The organism is Nocardia sp. NPDC004260 (assembly GCF_053603155.1).
Genome location: NZ_JBSGEZ010000018.1, coordinates 32,618 through 55,002, shown reverse-complemented (window position 1 = coordinate 55,002; position 22,385 = coordinate 32,618). Strand labels below are relative to the sequence as shown.

General features: G+C 68.8%; 22 protein-coding genes. 17 read left to right on the top strand and 5 right to left on the bottom strand.

Going from position 1 to position 22,385, the window contains the following annotated elements; genetic code table 11:
- Positions 1–127 precede the first annotated feature (127 nt).
- Positions 128–1,621, top strand: coding sequence for an amidase (locus tag ACWEO7_RS13420; protein WP_452423332.1), 1,494 nt, complete (start codon positions 128–130; stop codon positions 1,619–1,621).
- Here the strand turns inward: ACWEO7_RS13420 and ACWEO7_RS13415 are convergent.
- The 3 genes from ACWEO7_RS13415 to ACWEO7_RS13405 form a co-directional block, all read right to left on the bottom strand.
- Positions 1,611–2,498: a LysR family transcriptional regulator gene (locus tag ACWEO7_RS13415; protein WP_039794639.1), complete on the bottom strand. Its 888-nt coding sequence runs from the start codon at positions 2,496–2,498 to the stop codon at positions 1,611–1,613. The genes ACWEO7_RS13420 and ACWEO7_RS13415 overlap by 11 nt on opposite strands.
- 417 nt (positions 2,499–2,915) lie before the next feature.
- The gene (locus ACWEO7_RS13410; RefSeq protein WP_452423330.1) at positions 2,916–3,749 is read right to left on the bottom strand and encodes an SDR family oxidoreductase; all 834 of its coding nucleotides are present in this window, start codon (positions 3,747–3,749) and stop codon (positions 2,916–2,918) included.
- Complete coding sequence (locus tag ACWEO7_RS13405) at positions 3,746–5,350, bottom strand: aldehyde dehydrogenase family protein (RefSeq protein WP_452423328.1); 1,605 nt, start codon at positions 5,348–5,350, stop codon at positions 3,746–3,748. The genes ACWEO7_RS13410 and ACWEO7_RS13405 overlap by 4 nt, the downstream gene beginning before the upstream one ends.
- A 185-nt stretch (positions 5,351–5,535) precedes the next feature.
- Between ACWEO7_RS13405 and ACWEO7_RS13400 the strand changes: the two genes are divergently transcribed.
- Complete coding sequence (locus tag ACWEO7_RS13400; protein ID WP_452423326.1) at positions 5,536–6,849, top strand: PucR family transcriptional regulator; 1,314 nt, start codon at positions 5,536–5,538, stop codon at positions 6,847–6,849.
- A gap of 13 nt (positions 6,850–6,862) precedes the next feature.
- Here ACWEO7_RS13400 and ACWEO7_RS13395 read toward each other — a convergent pair whose 3' ends face one another.
- Entirely contained in the window at positions 6,863–7,129 is a 267-nt protein-coding gene (locus tag ACWEO7_RS13395; RefSeq protein WP_067794607.1) for a DUF2277 domain-containing protein, read from the bottom strand.
- 159 nt (positions 7,130–7,288) lie between these two features.
- On the opposite strand from ACWEO7_RS13395, the gene ACWEO7_RS13390 reads away from it, so the two are divergent.
- Positions 7,289–8,122 (top strand): DUF1266 domain-containing protein, encoded by an 834-nt coding sequence (locus ACWEO7_RS13390; protein ID WP_452423324.1) that lies wholly within the window; start codon positions 7,289–7,291, stop codon positions 8,120–8,122.
- On the opposite strand, the gene ACWEO7_RS13385 is transcribed toward ACWEO7_RS13390, so the two are convergent.
- Entirely contained in the window at positions 8,102–9,046 is a 945-nt protein-coding gene (locus ACWEO7_RS13385; protein WP_452423322.1) for a hypothetical protein, read from the bottom strand. The two genes, ACWEO7_RS13390 and ACWEO7_RS13385, sit on opposite strands and share 21 nt — an antisense overlap.
- 360 nt (positions 9,047–9,406) lie before the next feature.
- On the opposite strand from ACWEO7_RS13385, the gene ftsH reads away from it, so the two are divergent.
- The 14 genes from ftsH (at position 9,407) to lysS (ending at position 22,284) form a co-directional block, all read left to right on the top strand.
- On the top strand, positions 9,407–11,785 hold the full coding sequence (ftsH, locus tag ACWEO7_RS13380; RefSeq protein WP_452423320.1) for an ATP-dependent zinc metalloprotease FtsH: 2,379 nt from the start codon (positions 9,407–9,409) through the stop codon (positions 11,783–11,785).
- A gap of 117 nt (positions 11,786–11,902) precedes the next feature.
- Positions 11,903–12,544 (top strand): GTP cyclohydrolase I FolE, encoded by a 642-nt coding sequence (gene folE / locus ACWEO7_RS13375; protein WP_450018189.1) that lies wholly within the window; start codon positions 11,903–11,905, stop codon positions 12,542–12,544.
- A 71-nt stretch (positions 12,545–12,615) separates the two neighbouring features.
- On the top strand, positions 12,616–13,473 hold the full coding sequence (gene folP / locus ACWEO7_RS13370) for a dihydropteroate synthase (RefSeq protein WP_452423391.1): 858 nt from the start codon (positions 12,616–12,618) through the stop codon (positions 13,471–13,473).
- On the top strand, positions 13,470–13,907 hold the full coding sequence (gene folB / locus ACWEO7_RS13365; protein WP_452423318.1) for a dihydroneopterin aldolase: 438 nt from the start codon (positions 13,470–13,472) through the stop codon (positions 13,905–13,907). The genes folP and folB overlap by 4 nt, the downstream gene beginning before the upstream one ends.
- Before the next feature lie 58 nt (positions 13,908–13,965).
- On the top strand, positions 13,966–14,502 hold the full coding sequence (gene folK, locus ACWEO7_RS13360) for a 2-amino-4-hydroxy-6-hydroxymethyldihydropteridine diphosphokinase (protein ID WP_452423316.1): 537 nt from the start codon (positions 13,966–13,968) through the stop codon (positions 14,500–14,502).
- Positions 14,503–14,504: 2 nt separating this feature from the next.
- Positions 14,505–14,975: a DUF3180 domain-containing protein gene (locus tag ACWEO7_RS13355; protein WP_450018193.1), complete on the top strand. Its 471-nt coding sequence runs from the start codon at positions 14,505–14,507 to the stop codon at positions 14,973–14,975.
- A 70-nt stretch (positions 14,976–15,045) separates the two neighbouring features.
- The gene (locus ACWEO7_RS13350) at positions 15,046–15,993 is read left to right on the top strand and encodes a DUF6779 domain-containing protein (RefSeq protein WP_452423314.1); all 948 of its coding nucleotides are present in this window, start codon (positions 15,046–15,048) and stop codon (positions 15,991–15,993) included.
- A 154-nt stretch (positions 15,994–16,147) separates the two neighbouring features.
- A complete protein-coding gene (locus ACWEO7_RS13345; RefSeq protein WP_452423312.1) occupies positions 16,148–17,077 on the top strand; it encodes a Rossmann-like and DUF2520 domain-containing protein in 930 nt (309 codons plus the stop codon).
- The gene (gene panC, locus ACWEO7_RS13340) at positions 17,077–18,054 is read left to right on the top strand and encodes a pantoate--beta-alanine ligase (protein ID WP_452423310.1); all 978 of its coding nucleotides are present in this window, start codon (positions 17,077–17,079) and stop codon (positions 18,052–18,054) included. The genes ACWEO7_RS13345 and panC overlap by 1 nt, the downstream gene beginning before the upstream one ends.
- Positions 18,055–18,067: 13 nt before the next feature.
- A complete protein-coding gene (panD, locus tag ACWEO7_RS13335; RefSeq protein WP_355079144.1) occupies positions 18,068–18,487 on the top strand; it encodes an aspartate 1-decarboxylase in 420 nt (139 codons plus the stop codon).
- Between the two features lie 16 nt (positions 18,488–18,503).
- Positions 18,504–19,301 (top strand): type III pantothenate kinase, encoded by a 798-nt coding sequence (locus ACWEO7_RS13330; RefSeq protein WP_452423308.1) that lies wholly within the window; start codon positions 18,504–18,506, stop codon positions 19,299–19,301.
- A 181-nt stretch (positions 19,302–19,482) separates the two neighbouring features.
- Positions 19,483–20,091, top strand: a complete 609-nt coding sequence (locus ACWEO7_RS13325; RefSeq protein WP_450018139.1) for a cysteine dioxygenase — start codon at positions 19,483–19,485, stop codon at positions 20,089–20,091.
- Positions 20,092–20,099: 8 nt separating this feature from the next.
- A complete protein-coding gene (locus ACWEO7_RS13320; protein WP_355079260.1) occupies positions 20,100–20,522 on the top strand; it encodes a rhodanese-like domain-containing protein in 423 nt (140 codons plus the stop codon).
- Between the two features lie 262 nt (positions 20,523–20,784).
- Entirely contained in the window at positions 20,785–22,284 is a 1,500-nt protein-coding gene (gene lysS, locus ACWEO7_RS13315; protein ID WP_452423389.1) for a lysine--tRNA ligase, read from the top strand.
- Positions 22,285–22,385: the final 101 nt, after the last annotated feature.

Here is a 22,385-nt window from a genome sequence, read left to right as displayed (position 1 = left end):
CCGATGTGCCGAAAATTTCCGCCACACCCGACACCATCATCCCCCGTGCCGTATTCGAAATGATAACTTGCGGCTCGACAGTGGATCACCCGATTTCGACAACGACGCGACGGGGGATGACCAGCACATGTCCGACGAGGCCGCAATCGTGGCGGACGGCTCGATCTCAGCGGGAAACGCCGCTCCGCACACCGCCATTCCGAACCCGAAGACCGGCGAGCCGATGCCCGCCCGATTGCTGGGAGCCGTCGCAGACGCGCGGCCCGACGGCGCTCCGAAAGCCGAGACCGCACTCGAACGCGGCCCGGCCGCGACGATCGCGGCGTGCGTGCGAGACGGCCTGCTGCACCCCGGGCAAGTGGCCGCGGATGCCGGGACGCGGATCGCGGCGGCGGACCGGAAACGCCATGCCTTCAGCGTCCTGCGCGCCGAACAGGCGACGGCCGAGTCGGTCGGCCTGATGGAACGCGACGACCTCGACGTGCTGCCCCTGGCCGGTGTCCCGGTCGTTGTCGAGCACGGCGTTCCCCTCGCGGGCGAGCCGGTGCCGTGGGGGCCGGTAGCCGCCGCGGATCACCCCGTGGTGGCCAGGCTGCGCGCCGCGGGAGCGGTGGTCATGGGCCTCGTCGCGGCTCCCGAGCCGAGTCGGTGGGTGACCAGCGCGGGCACCGAGCGTGTCATCCGCAATCCGTGGAACCCCACGCGCTACGCGGGTAGCGCGGCCGGAGCCGCGATCGCCGCCGGACTGGTTCCGGTGGCGCACGGCTGCGACGGCCTGGGGGAGGTGCGGGTCGCGGCCGCGTGCTGTGGAATCTTCGGGATCAAGCCGGGGCAGTACACGGTCCCCGCTGCGGGCCCGTGGTCGAGCCTGGCCGAGAACGGTGTCCTCGCGACAAGCGTGGACGACGCCGCGCTGGCGTTGTCGGTCCTGGCGGCGCGACCGGACCTAGCCGAGGTGGATCCACCCGGCCGACTACGTATCGGACTGGCGGTGGATCCACCTTCTCGCCTGCTGCGCGTCGACCGCCGCTGGACCGCCGCGGCGCGCAGGGCGGCCTCGGTGGCAGCGGCGGCAGGCCATTCGGTGGAACCGACCGCGCTACCGTACGGAAACGCCCTGCTCGTGGCCTCGCTACGCTGGCTGGCCCTCGGTGCCCGCGAGGCGCCCGCGCTACTCCAGCCCGGCCGACTATCGCGGAGAGCCCGGCACCGCCTGGCTCTGGGCCGGACGGTGCATCGGTTACGGCTCGCTCGTCCCGCCCAGATCGACCGGGTGGAGGCGCGACTACTGGAGTTCTTCGAGCGTTACGACGTGGTGATCACTCCCACGCTCGCCGCCCCGCCGCCGACGGCGCGGGCCTGGCACTTCCGCAATCGTCCGGCCACTCTGCTCACCGGCGCGCGGTTCGCACCCTTCACTCCGCTGTGGAATCTGGTCGGCTGGCCCGCCGCCTCCGTTCCCATGGGCATGCACCCCTGGTCGGGTACGCCGGTGGCCGCTCAGCTCGCGGGACCACCGGGCAGCGAATCCACCCTGCTACGGCTGGCCGCGCAATTGGAGGCCTGCCGTCCGTGGCAGCGCACCGCCCCCGAGACCCCGCCGGGGCGGTTCAGACGCTGACCGGCGACTGCTGCGCCGCGAACCCGCCCTCGACGGCCCGTCCGGCGAACTCCAGGATGGTCGGCCGGTTGTCGTCGGCCCGCCAGGCCACGGCGAGCTCGCACGGCGCGAGCCCCGACACGGGACGCGCGGTGAGCCCGGGCCAGCGGTACATCGGCACGTTGTTCTCGGCGAGCAGGCACACGCCGAGGCCGAGGCTCACGGCTTCCAGCTTGTCCTCCGCGGTCGCGGCTTCGGCGCCGATCTTCGGCGGACGGCCGCCGCGTCCGTCGTTGCCGAGCCAGAAATCGCGCACCGCACCGGCTTCGGTAGGCAGTGCGACGAACGGTTCGTCGAGCAGATCGGCGAATTCGATGGTCTCCGAGATCGCCAGCGGGTGGTTCTCCGGAAGCAGCACCCAGCGCGGTTCGGTGCGCAGCACCTGCCACCGGTAGCGGCTCTGGTCGGGCAACGGCAGCCAGACCAGAGCGAGATCGGCCTGCCGACCCGCCAGGCCGCTGGAGGGATCGGTCCAGGAAGCCGCGTGCAGTGCGAGACGATGTCCGCTCGCGCTCTCCAGATCACTGAGCAGACCGCGGCCGAGCGTGGATTGGATGCCGACGCGCAGCACCTCGCCCGCCTCCTGCAGCGAGACGTTGGTGACCTCCCACAACTCCAGGATCTTGCGTGCGCCTTCGAGCAGTTCCTTGCCCGCGACGGTCAACGCGACACTGCGCTGGTTGCGGTCGAACAGGACCACGTCGAGCTGACGTTCCAGCTGCCGGATCTGACGCGACAGGGTGGGTTGAGCGATGTGCAGCCGCTGAGCGGCGTTCGTGAAATGCAGTTCCTCAGCGACGGCGACGAAATACCGCAGGTCGCGCAAATGCGGGTCCATAGCCCCTTGCTATCAGAATCGGTCCGGAATTTCCAGCCTTATCAGGCCGAAAAGTTCGGATACGGGCGCCGAAACAGTCGGCAGGTTTGTTAGGGACAGCATATTGCCTGCGATGGTGCTGCGCACCAGGTGGTTGGCGAATTTTCGGCATGCCGTGGTGGTTTACCGTCGGGTTCTTCGATTTGGGCACTTGACCAGCATGAATCGGGAGTCTTTGTGGCGGATTATGGACACCTTTGTGGCCGTCGAGTATCGGCTGAGGATTTGCCGCTGACCCGCTCCGCGATGTCGGCGAGTGCGAGCGTGATTTTCCTCACAATGCCGTCGGTGTGTGGCGCTCCCGATGTGCCCTCGAACACGACGGGGCGCCGCGGCCGAGACGAATCCCGGCCGCGGCGCCCCTGCTTCGCGCCGCGCTCACGCGCCGCGAGCGCGCTCCTCGTAGGCCTTGCGCTTCTCGCCGTCGACGTCGTCGAGGAAGGCGCGGCCGGATCCGAGCGCGCGGCCGATGCTGTCACCGAGCGATTCCGGCAGCAGGCCGACGAACTGTGCGATGAACCCGGCCACCGCCGTCACCCTGACCTTCGACTTCGGCGCGACGATCAGCTTCGCGATGGCGTCGGCGATCTCCTCCGGCTCGGCGGCCCGCATCAGCTTGGGCGCGGTGACGCCGGTCCCGAGCTCGGTGTTGGTCAGCGTGGGCAGTACCGAGGAGAAGCGCACGCCGGTGCCGCGGTACTCCTCCCGCAGCGTGTCGGTGAAGCCGAGCACCGCGTGCTTGCTGGCGTTGTAGGTGGCCAGGCCGGGGATATGGGTCTCCCCGGCCAGTGAGGCGATGTTGATGATGTGGCCGCCGCCGCGCGGCAGCATCCGGCGCAGCGCCAGTTTGGAGCCCAGGATCACGCCGTAGACGTTGATGTCCAGGATCCGGCGGGTCAGCGGGTCCGGCTCGTCCACCAGCTTGCCGGTCGGCATGATGCCCGCGTTGTTGATCAGCACATCGATCGGGCCGAGGGTGCGCTCCACCTCGTCGAGGAAGCCGTCGAACGACTCTTGATCGGTCACGTCGAGTTTGCCGTAGAGCTCGAAACCGCGTGTCGTGCCCGACTCCTTGACCGTGGTCTCGTCGATATCGCCGATCGCGATCTGCGCGCCGAGAGCCTGGAGCGCGGTCGCGGTGGCGAGTCCGATGCCGCGTGCCCCACCGGTGATCACCACGACCTTGCCGCGGATCTGCTTCGCTTCGGTCACTTGTCGTCCCCTTTGAGCTTCAGCAGGGCCGGAAGGTCGAGGCGGCGCAGCCCGCGGGCGCCTGCCGCGCGCATGGCGCCGAGCGCGAACAGCAGCTTCGGCATCGAGTACGGGTACCAGAACAGTTCCTTCTGCTGCGTCGGCAGGATCGGCGTGGTGATCGCCTGCTGGCGGCAGTACTTGCGCACGCCGTTCGCGCCGCCCCAGCGGGCGCCGACGCCGGACAGCCCCCAGCCGCCCATGGGCAGGGCGTAGTTGAACAGGTTGGCGAAGACGTCGTTGATGTTGACCGCGCCCGCGTTCAGCTGCCGTGCGATCCGTTCGCCACGCTCTTTGTCGCCGGTCCACACCGAGGCCGACAGGCCGTACACCGAGTCGTTGGCCAGCCGGATCGCCTCGGACTCGTCGGCCACCTTCATCACCGGCAGCGTCGGGCCGAAGGTCTCCTCGGTGACGCAGGACATGGTGTGGTCGACATCGACCAGCACGGTCGGCTCGAAGGCGGTGCCGAATCCGGCCCGCTTGCCCCCGGTGAGCACCTTGGCGCCCGCCGCGACGGCCTCGTCGACGTGGCGCTGCACGATGGCCGCCTGGTTCTCGTTGGCCAGCGCTCCCACGTCGTATTTCGACTCGCGTCCGTCCAGGCCTTGGCGTAGCGCCTGCACATTGGCGGTGAGTTTGGCGACGAACTCGTCGTACACCGGCGCTTCGACGTACACCCGCTCCACGGAGATGCAGACCTGGCCGGAGTTGAACATGCCACCGAAGGCGATGCCGTGCGCGGCGCGATCCAGGTCGGCGTCGGCCAGGACGATCGCGGGATCCTTGCCGCCGAGTTCCAGGCTGTAGGGCACCATCCGTTCCACGCACGCGGCGGCGATCTTGCGGCCGGTCGCGGTGGAACCGGTGAACTGGATGTAGTCGGCGTTGCCCACCACGGCCGCTCCGGTCGCGCCCGCGCCGGTGACCACCGCGAAGATCGGCGGCGCGCCGATCTCCGCCCAGCCTTTCGCCAGTTCGATCGCGGAGAGCGGGGTCACCTCGGAGGGCTTGAGGATGACGGCCGCCCCGGCCGCGAGCGCGGGGAACACGTCCATCACCGGCATGGCAAGCGGGAAGTTCCACGGCGTGATGACGCCGACCACGGGATAGGGCCGGTAGACCGTGGTCAAGCGCTTGACGCGGGCCAGCGGGCTGTGCGGTGACGGGTGGTCTTCGGCGAGGAACTTGGCCGCGCGGCGGGCGTAGTAGCCGATCAGATCGGTCGCGAAACCCGGATCGATCAGGGCGTCCACCCGGGGCTTTGCGGTCTCCGACTGCAGCACGGCGGCAAGGCGGTCGGTGTTATCGATCAACCAGTCCTGGAACTTCAGCAGCCAGACCTTGCGCCCTTCGGGGCCGATCGCCTCCCACTCCGGCTGGTACAGCCGCAGTTCGCGGACCTTGGCCGCGACCGCGTCCGCGGTCTCGTCCGGCACCGTGCCGACGACCTCGCCCGTGCCGGGATTGCGCACTTCGATGACGGCGGGACCGTCCTTCTTCGCGGTCGTTTCGCGTGCCCGCGCCTTCTCGGTCGCGGGCGCTGATTCGGTGTTGGTCACTGCTGTTCTCCCACTGACGTCGTGTTGAACCGCGGTCTGCTGACTGCTGTGAGGCAGGCCACTGAACTATGATCGTGACACAATCCGAACAGACTTTCTTGGCCCAGAATGTCAAGGAAAACGGGTGATTTTGTGTCCGTGAAACAAGCAATGGTTCGGTATCCGCCGAGCCGAAGGAGAGGGCGATGACCGTTGTGCCTTCGCCGGGCGCCGCGGCCGGGCCGAGCCCCGCTCCCGACGAAGTGCGCGACTGGCTCGCGGAGTACGTCTACGAGACGACGCGCGCCGAAGCGCTCGAACGCATCGTCACCCGGCTCGACGACGTGATCATCGCGCGCATCCCCGAACTCGCCGATCGCGATATGCGCCGCGACCTCGCGGCCAGCACCAGGGCGCACGCCAGGATCGTGCTCAGCCGCCTGGCCAGCGACACCTTCGAGTTCTCGCTCCCGGAGGAGGCGCACGCGTTCGCGCGCAGCGTGGCCAGGCGTGGTTTCGAGCTGCGGTTGCTGCTGCGGGTCTATCACGTGGGCATGGAGGCGGTGCTGGATTACATGACCGAGGTCGTCGAGCAGCGGCGGGCCACGCCGGAACTCGAACGCGTGGTGCTGCTGCGGCTGTTCGAACGGGCCACCAAGTGGATCAGCACGTCGGTCGAGTTGCTCACCGACACCTACATGGAGGAGCGCGAGCAGGTGCTGCGCGCCGCCTTCAACCGGCGCGCCGAGACCGTCCGCGCTCTGCTGGACGGCGAGCACGTGGACGTCGATCAGGCCTCGGTGCGGCTGGGATACCGGCTCTCCCAGCGGCACCTGGCCTTCGTGTTATGGACCGACGAGCCGACCGGAGAACCCGCCGGTGCGGAGGCGGAGTCGACCGGACTGCTGGATCGGGTCGCGGCGCGGCTGGCCGCGGCACTGGGCAGCGCGCGGGTGCTCACCGTTCCCTCCGGCGCCAGCGCGATGTGGGCGTGGGCCGGATCGGACGACGGGGAACACGGCGCCGAACTCGCGGTGCCGGGCGAGGTGGAGCGGCTGGCCGCGGCGCAGGTCGAGGCGCCGGTACGGGTGGCGTTCGGTGTGCCCGCCGCCGGAATCGCCGGTTTCCGTCGCAGTCATCGCGAGGCGATCGCCGCGCGGCAGGTCGCGGAGCGCGCACCCGTGGGCGGGCGGCGCGTCACCGGGTATCGAACGGTGGAGATCGCCTATCTGGCCGGCGCGGACGAAGCGGCCATGCGAGGACTGGTCGAGCGGGAACTGGGCGCGCTGGCGGCGCGCGACGGGAACGCCGCACGGCTGCGCGAGACGCTGCACGCCTATCTGCGCAGCCAACGCAGCCCGGAGGCCACCGCGAAGGTGCTCGGCGTACACAAGAACACGGTCCGCTACCGCGTGCAGCGGATCGAACAGCTGTTGGGATATCCGATCGAAGAGCGCGGGCTGCCGCTGGAGATCGCGCTGGTGTGCGTCGCCGTCTACGGCGCCGACGCACTGCCCTGAACCGGCCGCCTGTCTACTCTCCCGCCGCGGCCTCCCGTGCGGCGATCCGGCGCAGCGGCGGTTCGGTGGTCGGGGCCACCCTGCGGTCGGGTAACTCGGCGAGCAAGGTGGTGGTCGCGTTTGCGATGGCCGCGACGGCCTTGTCGACGGCCGGTTTGGTGGTCGAGCTCAGGCCGGACACGCCACCGACCTTGCGCACGTACTGCAGTGCGGCGGCATAGATTTCCTGCTCGGTTGCGGCAGGCTCCAGACCACGCAGGACGGTGATGTTTCTACACATGCGAGCACACTAGCCCCAGATCACGACATGCGTCAGTGCAAGAACCAACCGAGTCCGAAATCGATTCGCCCGGCGGACGCGCCCGCGGTCCGGCGTCGCGAGAGGCGGCCATCCGCGAATCCCGCGCGTACCCCGCGCGGGATGGGGAACAATCGGGGCATGTCTTCGCGCGGCGTACCCACCTTGACGACCTTTCCGTACGCGGAGCTGGACGAGCGGGAGGAAGACCACTGGTCCGGCGCCGCGGTATCCGACGACGAACTGCGGGCGCTGGCCCTCGGCGCCTTCTACTCCGCGCGCTGGGACGCCTTCCACGACGCGCTGCTGCTCGGCCCGGAACGCGCGCATCCGCTCGGTGACCGGCGTGAACTGGCCATCGACACGCTCACCGGCGCGTGGGGCATCACCGACGGCACCGAGGCGCAGGCGTCGATGGAGCAGTTGCTCGACGGCATGCACGCCCCGCTCTACGCGCTGGTGCACCCGCTGGTGACGGCCTCGATCAACGCCAGTGAGCGCGATCGTTTCGGTGAGCGCGCCGACCGGCACCGGGCGTTCCTGCGGCAGGTCGGAGCGTTCCGGGGGATGGACAATCCCGAGGCGCTGGTCCGCGACTACGACATCTGGTCGCAGGCGATCAAGATCGGATTCACCGACCATCTGGCCCGGCCGCTGCCGGGTGACATCCACGCCTGGGATCTGGCCAGGGTCGTCGCGGTGGCCAGGATGGCCTACACGGCCGGGTATCTCGACGCCGACGTGGCCTGGAGCTATCTGGCGCGCGCCCTGCCGGTGGCCCAGAGCAAGTACCGCAACTGGCGCCAGTTCGGCGACGCCTACCTCACTGGCTGGACCTATTGGCAGGCTTGCGAGGACCTGGCCGAGCTGAAGAACGGCGGCGTGGACCGCCGCAAGGAGCTGCTGCGGCTGTGGCTGCGTCCGACCAGCCCGTGGCGGCGGATCGCGCTGAACTCAGCTCCCGTCGGGGAGTGAACGCAGGATCCCACGTCCGTAGCGCTGGAACTGCGCGTCGTCGACCATGCCGAGGGAGTGTCGCTCGACCAGCAGCTCCCACTCCGAATACAACTGCGCCACACCGGGATCCGCGGATCCCGCGGCGCCGTCGGCGGATTCCCGGCGTACCGCGAAGTTCACCGCGCAGACGACCCGCTCGGTGTCGGCGCGGTCGGCGCCCGCGAATTGCAGCGTGCGGCTGCCGTCGTGTACCTCGGCGCCGGTCGCGCCGCGTCCGGGGCCGATCTCGCCGCGCCCCGCGGTGGGGGTATCGGTCACGCGCGCCCATACGACCACGGGAATCGGGAGTTCGTACGCGTACCGGCTGTCGCCGATCGCGATGAACAGCAGCCGCGTCGTCGTGGCGGCGAGTAGGCCGGAGCCGCTACCAGCCGGAGGGTGCGCGACCGCGACGGCGGTCTCCAGGACGTACTCGTCCGGCGTCACGTAACGATGCAGAGCCGCTATCGCTTGCTTCGCCTCACGGCGCGGCGACATCCTGCGCGTCGCCCGTTCCACGTCCGCGCGGGTGGGGCCGCCACGTCCCCAGGTAGGGGTGGGCGGGCGCAGGTCCGGCGCCGCCACGTCGATGCGCTGGGTGGCCAGGATGTGCGCGTTGATGCGGTCGACGATCTCGGTGGCCGCGGGAAAGTCGTGCTCGGCGATGATCACCGGAAGAGGCGTGCGGTCCGCGGGGACGCCGGTGAGCACGGGCGTCGGGTAGCGCAGATAGATCTCGATCACCACCGCGTCGTCCGCGCGCCGGTTCAGCCGGACCTTCAGCAGGTCGGAGACCGGGACATCGAGCACGCGCTCGCCGTCGGATCCGGGTCGCAAGACGATCAACCTGCCGCGGCCGTGACGCAATATCGCTGTGGGTGTTCGTAACTCGACTATGTCCATACCCCCTGCGCTCGTGTCTGGTCTGCGGCGCTCCCGGGGCCTTTCGTGGTGTGCGAGCTACCGCCTACGTGCCCGTCGCTCGCGCCGCGATGTTGTGTCGTCGCTCACGATAGGCCGAACATGCCATGATTGTTGCCACTTGGAGGAAGCCGAACCGGAGACATCGGGAACCACCGTCGATCCCCGGCCGTTTACCTCTTTAACTGCACCTGCAGCCGAACTGCGCGATGTATCGAGTAGACCGTACGCGGTAACGTGGCTTGTCCGCATCCGAACCCCTGCGGAACCGGACGCGCCAGACGCATCGCTAGGCAAGAACCGGAGACACCGGAAAGGACTGGCCGCCCCGGCCGACGCTCTATGAACCGCAAGACAGTGTTTCGCACCCTGGCCATAGTCTCGGGCATCTTGCTCGTGATCTATGCGTTCAGCTACTTCGGCAACGACACGCGGGGCTGGAAGAGCGTCGATACATCGGTTGCCCTGAGCCAGCTCGAGAACAAGAGCAACGTCCAGAACGTCCAGATCGATGATCGTGAGCAGCAGCTGCGCATCGAGCTGAAGGACGGCAACGACGCCACCGGCGGACAGAGCAAGATCATCGCGAAGTATCCGGGCGGCAGCGAGACCTCCGCCCAGATCTTCTCGGCCGTGAAGAACTCCGGCGCCCCGTACAACACCGTGGTCAAGCAGGAAAGCTGGTTCACCCAGATCCTGCTGTTCGTGCTGCCGATGGTCATCCTGCTCGGCCTGTTCGTCTTCGTGATGGCCCGCATGCAGGGCGGCGGCCGCGGCGGCATGATGGGCTTCGGCAAGTCGAAGGCCAAGCAGCTGTCCAAGGACATGCCCAAGACCACGTTCGCCGACGTGGCCGGAGCCGACGAGGCGGTCGAGGAACTCTACGAGATCAAGGACTTCCTGCAGAACCCGGTCCGCTATCAGGCCCTCGGCGCCAAGATCCCCAAGGGCGTCCTGCTCTACGGTCCGCCCGGCACCGGTAAGACCCTGCTGGCCCGTGCCGTCGCGGGCGAGGCAGGCGTGCCGTTCTTCACCATCTCCGGTTCGGACTTCGTGGAGATGTTCGTCGGCGTCGGCGCCTCCCGCGTGCGCGACCTGTTCGAGCAGGCCAAGCAGAACAGCCCCTGCATCATCTTCGTCGACGAGATCGACGCGGTCGGCCGCCAGCGCGGCGCGGGCCTCGGCGGCGGTCACGACGAGCGCGAGCAGACCCTCAATCAGCTGCTGGTGGAGATGGACGGCTTCGGCGACCGCACCGGCATCATCCTGATCGCCGCCACCAACCGCCCCGACATCCTCGACCCTGCGCTGCTGCGTCCCGGCCGCTTCGACCGGCAGATCCCGGTCGGCAATCCGGACCTCGCCGGTCGCCGCGCGATCCTGCGCGTGCACTCGCAGGGCAAGCCGATCTCCCCGGATGCCGATCTGGACGGCCTGGCCAAGCGCACCGTCGGCATGTCCGGCGCGGACCTCGCCAACGTCATCAACGAGGCCGCGCTGCTCACCGCCCGCGAGAACGGCGCGATGATCACCGGCGAATCGCTGGAGGAGTCGGTCGACCGCGTGATCGGCGGCCCGCGCCGCAAGAGCCGGATCATCAGCGAGCACGAGAAGAAGATCACCGCTTATCACGAGGGCGGCCACACCTTGGCCGCCTGGGCGATGCCGGACATCGAGCCGGTCTACAAGGTCACCATCCTGGCGCGCGGTCGCACCGGCGGCCACGCCATGACGGTGCCCGAGGACGACAAGGGCCTGATGACCCGCTCGGAGATGATCGCCCGCCTGGTCATGGCGATGGGCGGCCGCGCGGCCGAGGAACTGGTGTTCCACGAGCCGACCACCGGCGCGTCCTCCGATATCGACCAGGCCACCAAGATCGCCCGGGCGATGGTCACCGAGTACGGCATGAGCGCCCGGCTCGGCGCGGTCCGTTACGGCCAGGAGCAGGGCGACCCGTTCCTCGGCCGCTCGATGGGCATGGGTTCGGAGTACTCGCACGAGGTGGCGGGCGCGATCGACGTGGAGGTGCGCAACCTGATCGAGGCCGCGCACACCGAGGCGTGGGCGATCCTGAACGAGTACCGCGACGTGCTCGACGACCTGGCCACCGCGCTGTTGGAGCGGGAGACGCTGCACCGCAAGGATCTCGAGCAGATCCTCGCCTCCGTGCAGAAGCGCCCGCGGATCACCGCGTTCAACGATTTCGGCGAGCGCGTCCCCTCGGACAAGCCGCCGGTGAAGACCCCGGGCGAGCTGGCCGCCGAGCGCGGCGAGTCGTGGCCGCCGGAGCCGGTGGTGAAGCCGGTGGCCGCGTCCGCGCAGCGCGAGCCGCAGCCCGCCAACGGGTATCCGCCGCACGAGAGCGGTTACGGCGCTCCGCCGCAGTACCCCCGCCCGTCCGCGCCCGGCTACCCGCTGCCGCAGGCGCCCGCTCCGGCCTATCCGCGCCAGGGCACGCACGGTTCGCGGCCGGACTACGGTGCTCCGGCGGGCTGGTCCGCGCCCGGCTGGCCGCCGCGCGACGAGCCGCAGCAGGGTCAGCCCGGCTGGGGCGACCCGCAGCAGCCGCGGCACGGTTACCAGCCGTGGGGTCCGCAGGGTTCCCCCGAAGGCGGCTACGACGGGTACGGCGACCACGGCGGTTACGACGAGCCGCGCCGGACGAATCCGAACGGCGAGGGCGACGGTGATTGGGATGGACCGAACGGTCGTCACTGACCTGTGACGATTAGGCTCGACCATCTGGGGTGCCGAGAGATTGCCGGCGCCCGGGGAGTTTGGAGGTGTCCTCGATTGTCGGCCAACGAGCATGGCGGTGGTCACACCCTCGCCGAAGTGGACAGTGCGGAGCACAACGGCATCGACATCGGCCTGCCGGAGCCGGGCCTCGTGGCACTGGAAACGGGCAGGTCGTTCGATCAGGCGCGAGCCGAAGCGGCGGTACGGGAGTTGCTGATCGCCGTCGGCGAGGACCCCGACCGGCCCGGCCTGCTCGATACGCCCGCCCGGGTCGCGCGGGCCTACCGCGAGACGTTCGCCGGGCTCTACGTGGAACCGGATTCGGTGCTCAACACCACGTTCGACGAGGGCCATCAGGAACTCGTGCTGGTCAGGGACATTCCGATGTACTCGACCTGTGAGCACCACTTGGTGTCCTTCCACGGTGTCGCCCATGTCGGGTACATCCCCGGTCCGCACGGCCGGGTCACCGGCCTGTCCAAACTCGCCCGCCTGGTCGACCTGTACGCCAAGCGCCCGCAGGTGCAGGAGCGGCTGACCAGCCAGATCGCCGACGCGATGATGCGCAAGCTGGACCCGAGGGGCGCGATCGTCGTGGTCGAGGCCGAGCACCTCTGCATGGCGATGCGCGGCATCCGCAAGCCGGGCGCGAGCACGACCACCTCCGCGGTGCGTGGACTGCTGCAGTCCAACGCCGCCTCGCGCGCCGAGGCGCTCGATCTGATCCTGCGGAAGTGAGCGGGCCCGCGGTGCCCGAACCGAGGCGCTTCGATAGCCTCGGCGCCCGCGACGGGCGCTCCTGTGTGGTGATGGGTGTGGTGAACGTCACCAGCGATTCGTTCTCCGACGGCGGGCGATACCTCGATCCCGAGCTGGCCATCGCGCACGGCGTTCGGCTGCACGCCGCGGGCGCGGACGTCATCGACGTCGGCGGCGAGTCGACCAGGCCGGGTGCGGTCCGCGTCGACGCGGCTACCGAGACCGCACGGGTGACACCGGTCATCCGCGGACTGGTCGCGGAGGGCGTGCCGACCAGCGTGGACACCATGCGCGCCGCCGTCGCCGAAGCCGCGATCGAAGCCGGGGTGTCGGTGGTGAACGACGTCTCCGGCGGCCGCGCCGATGCCGACATGGTGCGCGTGGTCGCCTCCGCGCGGGTCCCGTGGATCCTCATGCACTGGCGGGCGGGCGCCGACTACCGGCACACCGGACCGGCGGACCACTACGACGACGTGGTCGCGGAGGTGCTCGCCGAGTTGACCGCGCAGGTGGACTCGGCCGTCGCCGCGGGCGTGGAGCCGTCCCGGCTGATTCTCGACCCCGGCTTGGGCTTCGCGAAGAACGCCGAACACAACTGGGCTCTGCTCGGCGCGCTGCCGGAATTGGTCGCGCACGGGCTCCCGGTCCTGATCGGGGCGTCTCGCAAGCGTTTTCTCGGCTCCCTGCTCGCCGACGAGGCGGGGCCGCGTCCACCGGACGGCAGGGAGACGGCCACCGCGACCATCTCGGCGCTGGCCGCGGTGCACGGCGCGTGGGGTGTACGGGTGCACGACGTGCGCGCCTCGCTGGACGCCATCACGGTCACCGACGCGTGGCAGAATGCCGCACGGCAGCGCGCCGAACAGCACGACACCGCCCGATCCAGTGCGCAAGGAGCTCGACGATGAGCCGGTCCCCGATCCACGCCGAAGAAGAGGCACCGCCGGGTGATTCGGCGATCCGGCGCGGCGCCGACCGCATCGAGTTGCGCGGCCTGCGCGCCTACGGGCACCACGGCGTGTTCGAGCACGAGCGCCGCGACGGTCAGGAGTTCCTGGTCGACCTGACGGTATGGGTGGACTTCGACGTGGCGGCGGCGTCCGACGACCTGGCGGCCACCGTGGACTACGGCGCGCTGGCCGAACGCGCGGTGCGCATCGTCCAGGGTCCGCCGCGCAATCTCATCGAGACGGTGGTCTCGGAGATCGCCGACGACGTGATGACCGATCCGCGGATCCGGTCGGTCGAGGTGGTGTTGCACAAGCCGTCCGCGCCGATCCCGCACACGTTCGCCGATGTGCGGGTGATCACCTCCCGGCACCGGGGGGAGCCCGCCGGATGAGCCAGCGGAACTGCGGCGCGGTGTTTTTCACCGTGCCGGGCGCCGCGGAGGTGCGCCGATGACCCGTGCCGTGCTGTCCATCGGTTCGAATCTGGGTGATCGGCTCGCGCATCTGCGTAGCGTCCTGGACGGGTTCGGCCATCGCGTGCTGGCGGTCTCCGCCGTGTATTCCACCGCGCCCTGGGGTGGCGTCCCGCAGGGCGACTATCTCAATGCCGCTGTGCTGGTAGAGGATCCGGCCTTCGGCTGCGCCGACTGGCTGCGTCGCGGGCAGGAGCTGGAGCAGGCCTCGGGACGAGTGCGTGAAGTGCGCTGGGGCGCACGCACGCTCGACGTGGACGTGGTGTGGTGCGCCGAACTGCGCGGCGGTGAGCAGGTCGCGTGCCGTAGCGCCGACCCGGATCTCATCCTGCCGCACCCGCAGGCGCATCGGCGCGCCTTCGTGCTGGCGCCGTGGCTGGACGTGATGCCGGACGCGGTGCTCGAGGTCGACGGCGTGCCGCACGCTGTCGCGGATCTGCTGGCCGGGCTCGATCCGGACGAACGCGCCGGGGTGCGTCGCACCGCGTTCTCGCTGACGGGCGCGATGTCGTGAAACTGAAGCCGACTCGCATACTCGACCTCGTGGCGAACGTGCTGATCGCCGCGATCGTCGCGTGGATCGCCACCCGGGTGGCCTATGACAGCTTCCCGCCGATCTCGATCTTCGCGGGCGCATCGCTGTATCCGGTGGCCGCGATCGAAGCGGTGCTCGCTTTCGTCATCCGGGCGCGGGTCAACGACCACCAGATCGGCGATGGACGTCACCAGTTGCATCCGATCACGGCGGCCCGCGCCGTCGCGTTGGCCAAGGCGTCGGCGCAGGTCGGTTCGATCGCCGCGGGTATCTGGCTCGGATTCCTGTGCTGGGTCTTCCCGCAGCGCGGCACCTTGCGCGCGGCCGCGGCCGACAGCCCCGGCGCGATCGTCGGGATGCTGGCTGGCTTCGCTTTGGTTGCTGCGGCCCTCTGGCTGGAGTATTGCTGCCGGGCGCCGGAGGATCCCACCGACGATGCGGCAACTACATAGCTAGTTTCACGAACTTAATAACAAAACCGGAATCTGGGCGTGGCCGAAGCAATTGGCTACCCTGGCTGGCATGGTTTCACCCTCCCGTAGCAGCACTTCCCGTGGACGGCGGGACGACGCGGGAAAACTATTCGTCGGCGTCCTGATCGTGCTCGGTCTGGTTGCCAGTGTTTTCCTGATCTTCAGCAACAGCGTCGAGTTCGTACGGGTAGGTCTGGTCGCGGCCCTGTGGGCCGCGGCGATCGGGGCTCTTGCTGCGACGAAGTACCGCAAAGAGGCGACGATCGACAAGGCGAAGGTCCGCGATCTGCAAACCGTCTACGCGTTGCAACTGGAGCGTGAGGTCGCCGCGCGCCGCGAGTACGAGCTCGGCGTAGAGGCGCGGGTCCGCGAGGAGGTGGGCGCCGACGCGACCGAACTCGCGGCCTTGCGCGCGGAGCTCACCGTGCTGCGGCAGAGCCTGCAGCGGCTGTTCGACGGCGATCTGCCGATGGATCGCCCCGCGTTGCGCGCCGACGCGACCAGGATCCAGGAGCTGACCAGCTCCGGCACGGATCCGGGGAACAATAGCTCCGCGAATGCCGGGATGTGGTCGATGTTCGCCGACCAGCAACCGCGTAGCAGTATGACGCCGATCTTCGAGCCCGACCATCCCCAGCCACCGGTCTTCGCCAGCCCCTTCGATGATCCGGTCACCGCGGAGACCGCGGTCGTCTCCCTCGACGACGCCGACGAGGGAGACGCGGAGCGGGCGCGCTACGCCGAGCCGCGCGGCTGGGCCGACGCCTTCACCGAGACGGTGGACGAGGAGCCGCTGGACGAGCCACCCACCCAGCCCGCCGCACGGCCCCAGCCGACGCCGGAACCGGCCCCTCGGCCGGCCTCAGCGCCCGCCATGGGCACGCCGAGCGCGCGCAGGCGCCGCCGGGCGGAAAGCGACGACGAGACGCCGTCGCGTCGTCTCTCGGTCGCGGAGATCATGGCCAACCTGCAATCCGAGGAGCGCGACGGCCGGTGAGCGGGCCGGGGCCCGGCCCGGTACTGCGGCCTAGATCACGCGGACACCCCGTGGCGGCGGCGAAGCACCTGTAGATATCCTCGTGGCGTACCGTCCGGTACCCGCATGGCGGGACTGGAACGACATCGAGAGGACAACGTTGACCTCGAGAAGCGTGAATTCCGACAACGCTGCTTCGGGCCACGACCCCGCGCCCGCACGCCTGACGGTGGGAATCGTCTCGGCGGGACGCGTGGGCTCGGCATTGGGCGTCGCACTCGAGCGCGCCGGACACGTCGTGTTCGGCGTCTGCGCGATCTCCGACGCGTCGGTGCGGCGTGCCCGGACCCGGCTGCCCGATTCGGAGATCCTGCCGATCGAACAGGTGGCCGCCCGCAGCGAGCTGCTGTTGCTGGCCGTGCCCGACGCCGAGCTTCCCGGCCTGGTGCGCGGTCTGGCCGGTGCGGAAGTCGTCCGTCCTGGCACCATCGTCGCCCACACGTCCGGCGCGAACGGCGTCGGCGTACTCGCGCCCCTGGCCGAGATCGGCGCGCTTCCGCTGGCCATCCACCCGGCCATGACCTTCACCGGACACGACGAGGACGTGAACCGCCTCGGCAACGCGTGCTTCGGCATCACCGCCGCCGATGAGGTCGGCTACGCCATCGCGCAGTCGCTGGTGATCGAGATGGGCGGCGAGCCGGTCCGGGTGCCGGAGGAGAACCGGCCGCTGTACCACGCCGCGCTCGCGCACGGGAGCAATCACCTGGTCACGGTGATCGTCGACGCGGTGGCCGCGTTGCGCGCCGCCCTGGCCGGCCCCGGCCTGATGGGGCAGCAGCTGGTCGACGAGCAGCCCAACGGCCTGGCCGAGCGTCTGCTCGCGCCCCTGGCATCGGCGGCGCTGGACAACGCGTTGCGGCGCGGCCAGTCGGCGCTGACCGGCCCGGTTGCCCGTGGTGACGCGGACGCGGTGGCCGCGCATCTGACCGCGCTGGCGTCGGTGGACGCCAGGCTGGCTGAGGCGTATCGCGCACTGTCGCTACGCACGGCGGAACGCGCGGGCACCGCCCCCGCCGTCATCGAACTGCTGGAAGGACGCTGATGTTGGACCCGAAACTGCGCGGCGCCTACCGGCCCGGTGCGCTGACCGTCCACCACGATCCCGCCGTGCTCGGCGCGGTGTCCGCCGCGCTGCGCGGCGTCGGCCGTACCGTGGCGCTGGTGCCGACCATGGGTGCGCTGCACGAGGGGCACCTGGAGATTGTGCGACTGGCCAAGCGGACCAACCAGGTGGTCATCGTCTCGGTCTTCGTCAACCCGTTGCAGTTCGGGGCGAACGAAGACCTGGACAAGTACCCACGCACGCTGGACGCCGACGTCGAGTTGTTGCGCGCGGAGGGTGTCGAGCTGGTGTTCGCGCCCAGCGTGTCCGACATGTATCCGGACGGCCCGCGGACCACGGTGCAGCCAGGCCCGCTCGGCGCGGAGCTGGAAGGGGCGAGCCGCCCGACCCATTTCGCGGGCATGCTCACCGTGGTCGCCAAGCTCCTGCAGATCGCGCGGCCGACCGAGGCGTTCTTCGGCGAGAAGGACTACCAGCAGCTCACGTTGATCCGGCAGATGGTTCGCGATCTGAACTTCGACGTGAAGATCACGCCGGTGGTCACCGTCCGTCAGGCCGACGGCTTGGCCATGTCCTCACGCAATCGCTATCTCGACCCCGCGCAGCGCGAATCGGCGCTCGCCTTGTCGGCCGCCTTGTCGGCGGGCAAGCACGCGGGCGGACTCGGCGGCGACGCGGTGCTCGCGGCCGCCCGTCAGGTGCTCGACGCCGTGCCCGGCGTGGACGTCGACTACCTGGAATTGCGCTCGGCCACCCTGGGCCCCGCTCCGGCCGCGGGCAACGCCAGATTGCTGATCGCGGCCCGGGTGGGCACTACCCGGCTCATCGACAACATCGCCGTCACGCTCGGCGCACCGATCGATGGCCATCCCAACGTCTCCGGTTCGCGGCCCGCCGTGGACCCCCGGTCCGTTCCGGCGGTGTCGAATCCCGCCCCGTTTCCTCCCGCGAACTAGAAAGGTCGACGCAATGCTGCGCACCATGATGAAGTCGAAGATCCACCGTGCCACCGTGACGCACGCCGACCTGCACTACGTCGGCTCGGTCACCGTGGACCAGGACCTGCTCGACGCCGCCGATCTGCTGGAAGGCGAGCAGGTCTGCATCGTCGACATCGACAACGGCGCCCGCCTGGAGACCTACGTGATCGCCGGTGAACGGGGTTCGGGGGTGATCGGGATCAACGGCGCCGCCGCCCACCTGGTGCATCCCGGCGACCTCGTGATCCTGATCGCCTACGGCCAGCTGAACGAGCAGGAACTGAAGGAGTACGACCCCAAGGTGGTCTTCGTCGACGAGCGCAACCGCCCGGTCGAGCTCGGTTCGGACCCGGCGCACGCACCGGAGGGCTCGGGCCTGACCTCGCCGCGCTCGCTGTCGTTCGTCTGAACAGCGGCGACCGGACATGTTGCTGACCATCGATGTCCGCAATACGAGTATCGAACTCGGCTTGTTCTCCGGTTCCGGAGCGCATTCGAAACTGGTGCGCCACTGGCGTATGCACACCAATCCGTTGCTGACCGCCGACGAATTCGCCATGCAGGTGCGCGGGTTGGTGGGCGCGCAACTTGACGAGGTGATCGGCGTCTCGGCGCTTTCGACGGTGCCGCCCGTGCTGCGTGAACTGCGCGGCATGCTGGGCCAATACTGGGCACACGTTCCGCACGTGTTGGTGGAACCCGGTGTGCGCACCGGGATTCCGCTGCTGGTGGACAATCCGAAAGAAGTCGGCGCCGACCGCATCGTCAATTGCCTGGCCGCCTACCAGCGGTATTCCGGGCCCGCGATCGTCGTCGATTTCGGCACGGCGATCTGCGTCGATCTGGTGTCGAAGAAGGGCGAGTTTCTCGGCGGGATCATCGCACCCGGTGTGGAGATCTCCACGGAAGCCCTGGTAGAACGCAGTGCGCTGCGGCGGGCGGAGCTGACCAGGCCACGGTCGGTGCTGGGGAAGAACAGCATGGAATGCATGCAGTCCGGCGCGGTATTCGGTTTCGCCGGGATGGTCGACGGCCTGATCGATCGGATTCGCGACGAGTTCGACGCCTTCGCCGGCGACGATGTCGCGGTGGTGGCGACCGGCGCGACCGCGCCGCTGATCGTCCCGGAATCGGAAACGATCGACGACCACGATCCGCATCTCACGTTGACCGGCCTGCGGCTCGTATACGAACGCAACCAGCGGCGCAAGGGAAATGTCTGATATGCGCGGTGTTGGATTCGTCGCAGGCCAGGGACTTGTCGACACCGCATCGCATGCTGTTAAACTCCCTCTCGTGACTTTCATCGTGAGCACCCAGGAGTGTTGTCGAGGCTGACGTGCCTCGACCGATCGAGGCTGAGTTCCCGCCCTCGACCGTTACCTTCCTCCTGGAGATTCGCTCATGCGTTCTTCTGTTCTTTCCCTTTCTTCCGCGCGTACGGCGCTGTCGGCTACTCCGCCGGTGGAACGTTCGGTGGCACCCGCTCTGCCCACTCGGTTGCGCCCGGCCGATCTGCTGCGGCTGACCGACGAGGGCGCCGAGGACGTGCTCGCCGGTCGCTATGACCACCTGCTTCCCGCTGATGGGAAATGGCCGCACGACGAGCGCTGGGCGACCAGGCTGCTCGCCGACGACGAGGTCGACGTCTGGCTGATCAGCTGGACGCCGGGCAAGTCGACCGAGTTGCACGACCATGCCGGGTCGCTCGGCGCGCTCACCGTGCTCAGCGGCGCGTTATCCGAATACCGTTGGAACGGAACGGAATTGCGTTTCCGCACGCTCGCGGCGGGTGACCAGGCCTCGTTCCCGATCGGCTGGGTGCACGACGTCATGCGGGCGCCGGCCGACGTGCCCGGCGCCGTCGAATCCGCGGGCCCGCTCGATCCGACGCTCAGCGTGCACGCCTATTCCCCGCCGCTCACCGCCATGTCGTATTACGAGGTGACCGGCCACGGCACCCTGCGGCGCACCCGAACCGTCCTCACCGACCAGCCCGAAGGTGACATGTGATGACCCGTTTGACCATCGATCAGATGCTCGAGAACGCACGGGCACAACTCGACCGGATCTATGCCTTCGAATTGCCGGAAGCCATCGAGCGGGGCGCCATTCTGGTGGATATCCGGCCGCAGGCGCAACGCGGACGCGAGGGCACCTTGCCCGGCGCCTTGGTGATCGAGCGCAATGTCCTGGAATGGCGGCTGGACCCCACCAGTTCGGCCCGCTTGGCGCTGGCCGCCGATCACGACGTGGAATGGATCGTCGTCTGCTCCGAGGGCTATACCTCCAGCTTGGCCGCCGCCGCCCTGCAGCAACTCGGGCTGCACCGGGCGACCGATCTGGTGGGCGGCTACCAGGCGTTGAAGGCGGCCGGGCTGTTGAACGTCGCCGTCGGGGCGTCGCACTTCGTGCGTGAGGCCGAGGCGCTCGCCTCGCTGTAATTTCCCCGCCAACACCTCCATCTCGAAATAGCCGGGCGCGCAGGTGTTTTCGCACACACGATGATGCGCACCGGCTATTTTGCGTCTCCGGGGCGCGGACCGGGACGTCCCGGGCGGTGCGCCGCATCGATACCGTTTCGTTACTCCGGGTCGGAGTCCGGGCGGCGCGCAAAACGATTTCCGGTGCACGCTAGGGTTGTTCGATGTGAGCACCCCGAACTCTGCCTCTTCGACCGCATCGACATCGGATTTGCGGCCCGCTGTGGCGCCCGCCGCCGACGATGCCCCGGAGCAGATACGGATTCGCCGGGAGAAGCGGGAGCGGCTGCTCGCGGCCGGTGGCGAGGCCTATCCCGTCGTCGTGCCGCGTACGCATACCCTGGCGGAAATTCGGGCCGCATATCCGGACCTGGCCGCCGACACCTCCACGGGACAAGAGGTGGGCGTCGCCGGGCGCGTCATATTCCTGCGTAATACCGGCAAGTTGTGTTTCGCGACACTGCAGGAAGGCGACGGCACCAAGCTGCAGGCGATGATCAGTCTGAACGGGGTCGGCGCGGACGCGCTTGCCGCGTGGAAGGCGGACGTCGACCTCGGTGACTTCGTTTTCGTGCACGGTGAGGTCATCTCTTCGCGAACCGGGGAACTGAGCGTCATGGCCGATTCCTGGTTCATGGCGGCGAAGGCCCTGCGGCCGCTGCCGGTGGCGCACAAGGAGATGAACGAGGAGTCGCGGGTCCGGCAGCGTTATGTGGACTTGATCGTGCGCCCTGAGGCCAGGGAGATGGCCCGTACCCGCATCGCCGTGGTGCGCGCGCTGCGCAACGCGCTCGAGCGCAGAGGCTTTCTCGAGGTGGAGACGCCGATGCTGCAGACGCTGCACGGCGGCGCCGCGGCCCGGCCGTTCGTCACCCATTCCAATGCCCTCGACATGGACCTCTTCCTGCGCATCGCGCCCGAGTTGTTCCTGAAGCGCTGCGTGGTCGGCGGCTTGGAGCGGGTCTTCGAGATCAACCGGAACTTCCGCAACGAGGGGGCGGACTCCACGCATTCCCCCGAGTTCGCGATGCTGGAGACGTACCAGGCTTACGGCACCTATGACGACTCGGCGGTGATGACCCGGGAATTGGTGCAGGAAGTGGCGCAGGAGGCGTTCGGCACGCAGGTGGTGACCCTGGCCGACGGCACCGAATACGATCTCCGTGGCGAGTGGGCCACCGTCGAGATGTACTCGTCGCTGTCCGATGCGCTGGGTGTGCAGGTCACTCCGGAAACATCGGTCGCCGAATTGCGCGCACTCGCGGATCGGGTCGGTCTGGAAATTCCGGAGGGCAAGGGCTACGGTCACGGGAAACTCGTCGAGGAACTTTGGGAACACCAGTATGGTGACAAGCTGTACGCACCGACTTTCGTGCGCGACTTCCCGGTGGAGACATCCCCGTTGACCAGGCAGCATCGCAGCACCGCAGGCGTCACGGAGAAGTGGGACCTCTATGTGCGCGGCTTCGAGTTGGCCACGGGCTATTCGGAGTTGGTCGACCCGGTGATCCAGCGGGAGCGGTTCGTCGACCAGGCCAGGTTGGCCGCGCAGGGCGACGACGAGGCGATGGTGCTGGACGAGGACTTCCTCGCCGCGATGGAGCACGGCATGCCGCCGACGACCGGAACGGGTATGGGAATCGATCGGTTGTTGATGGCGTTGACGGGTTTGGGAATCCGAGAAACGATACTGTTCCCAATTGTGCGTCCGGTCACCAGGTGACCACTGGATTGCAAAGCAGCGGCTCCGTCTTGGAATTTCCGGAATTCGAGGTATTCTTGCCTCGGGTAATCGGCCTAGTATGCGGGTCGCACGATTTCGAG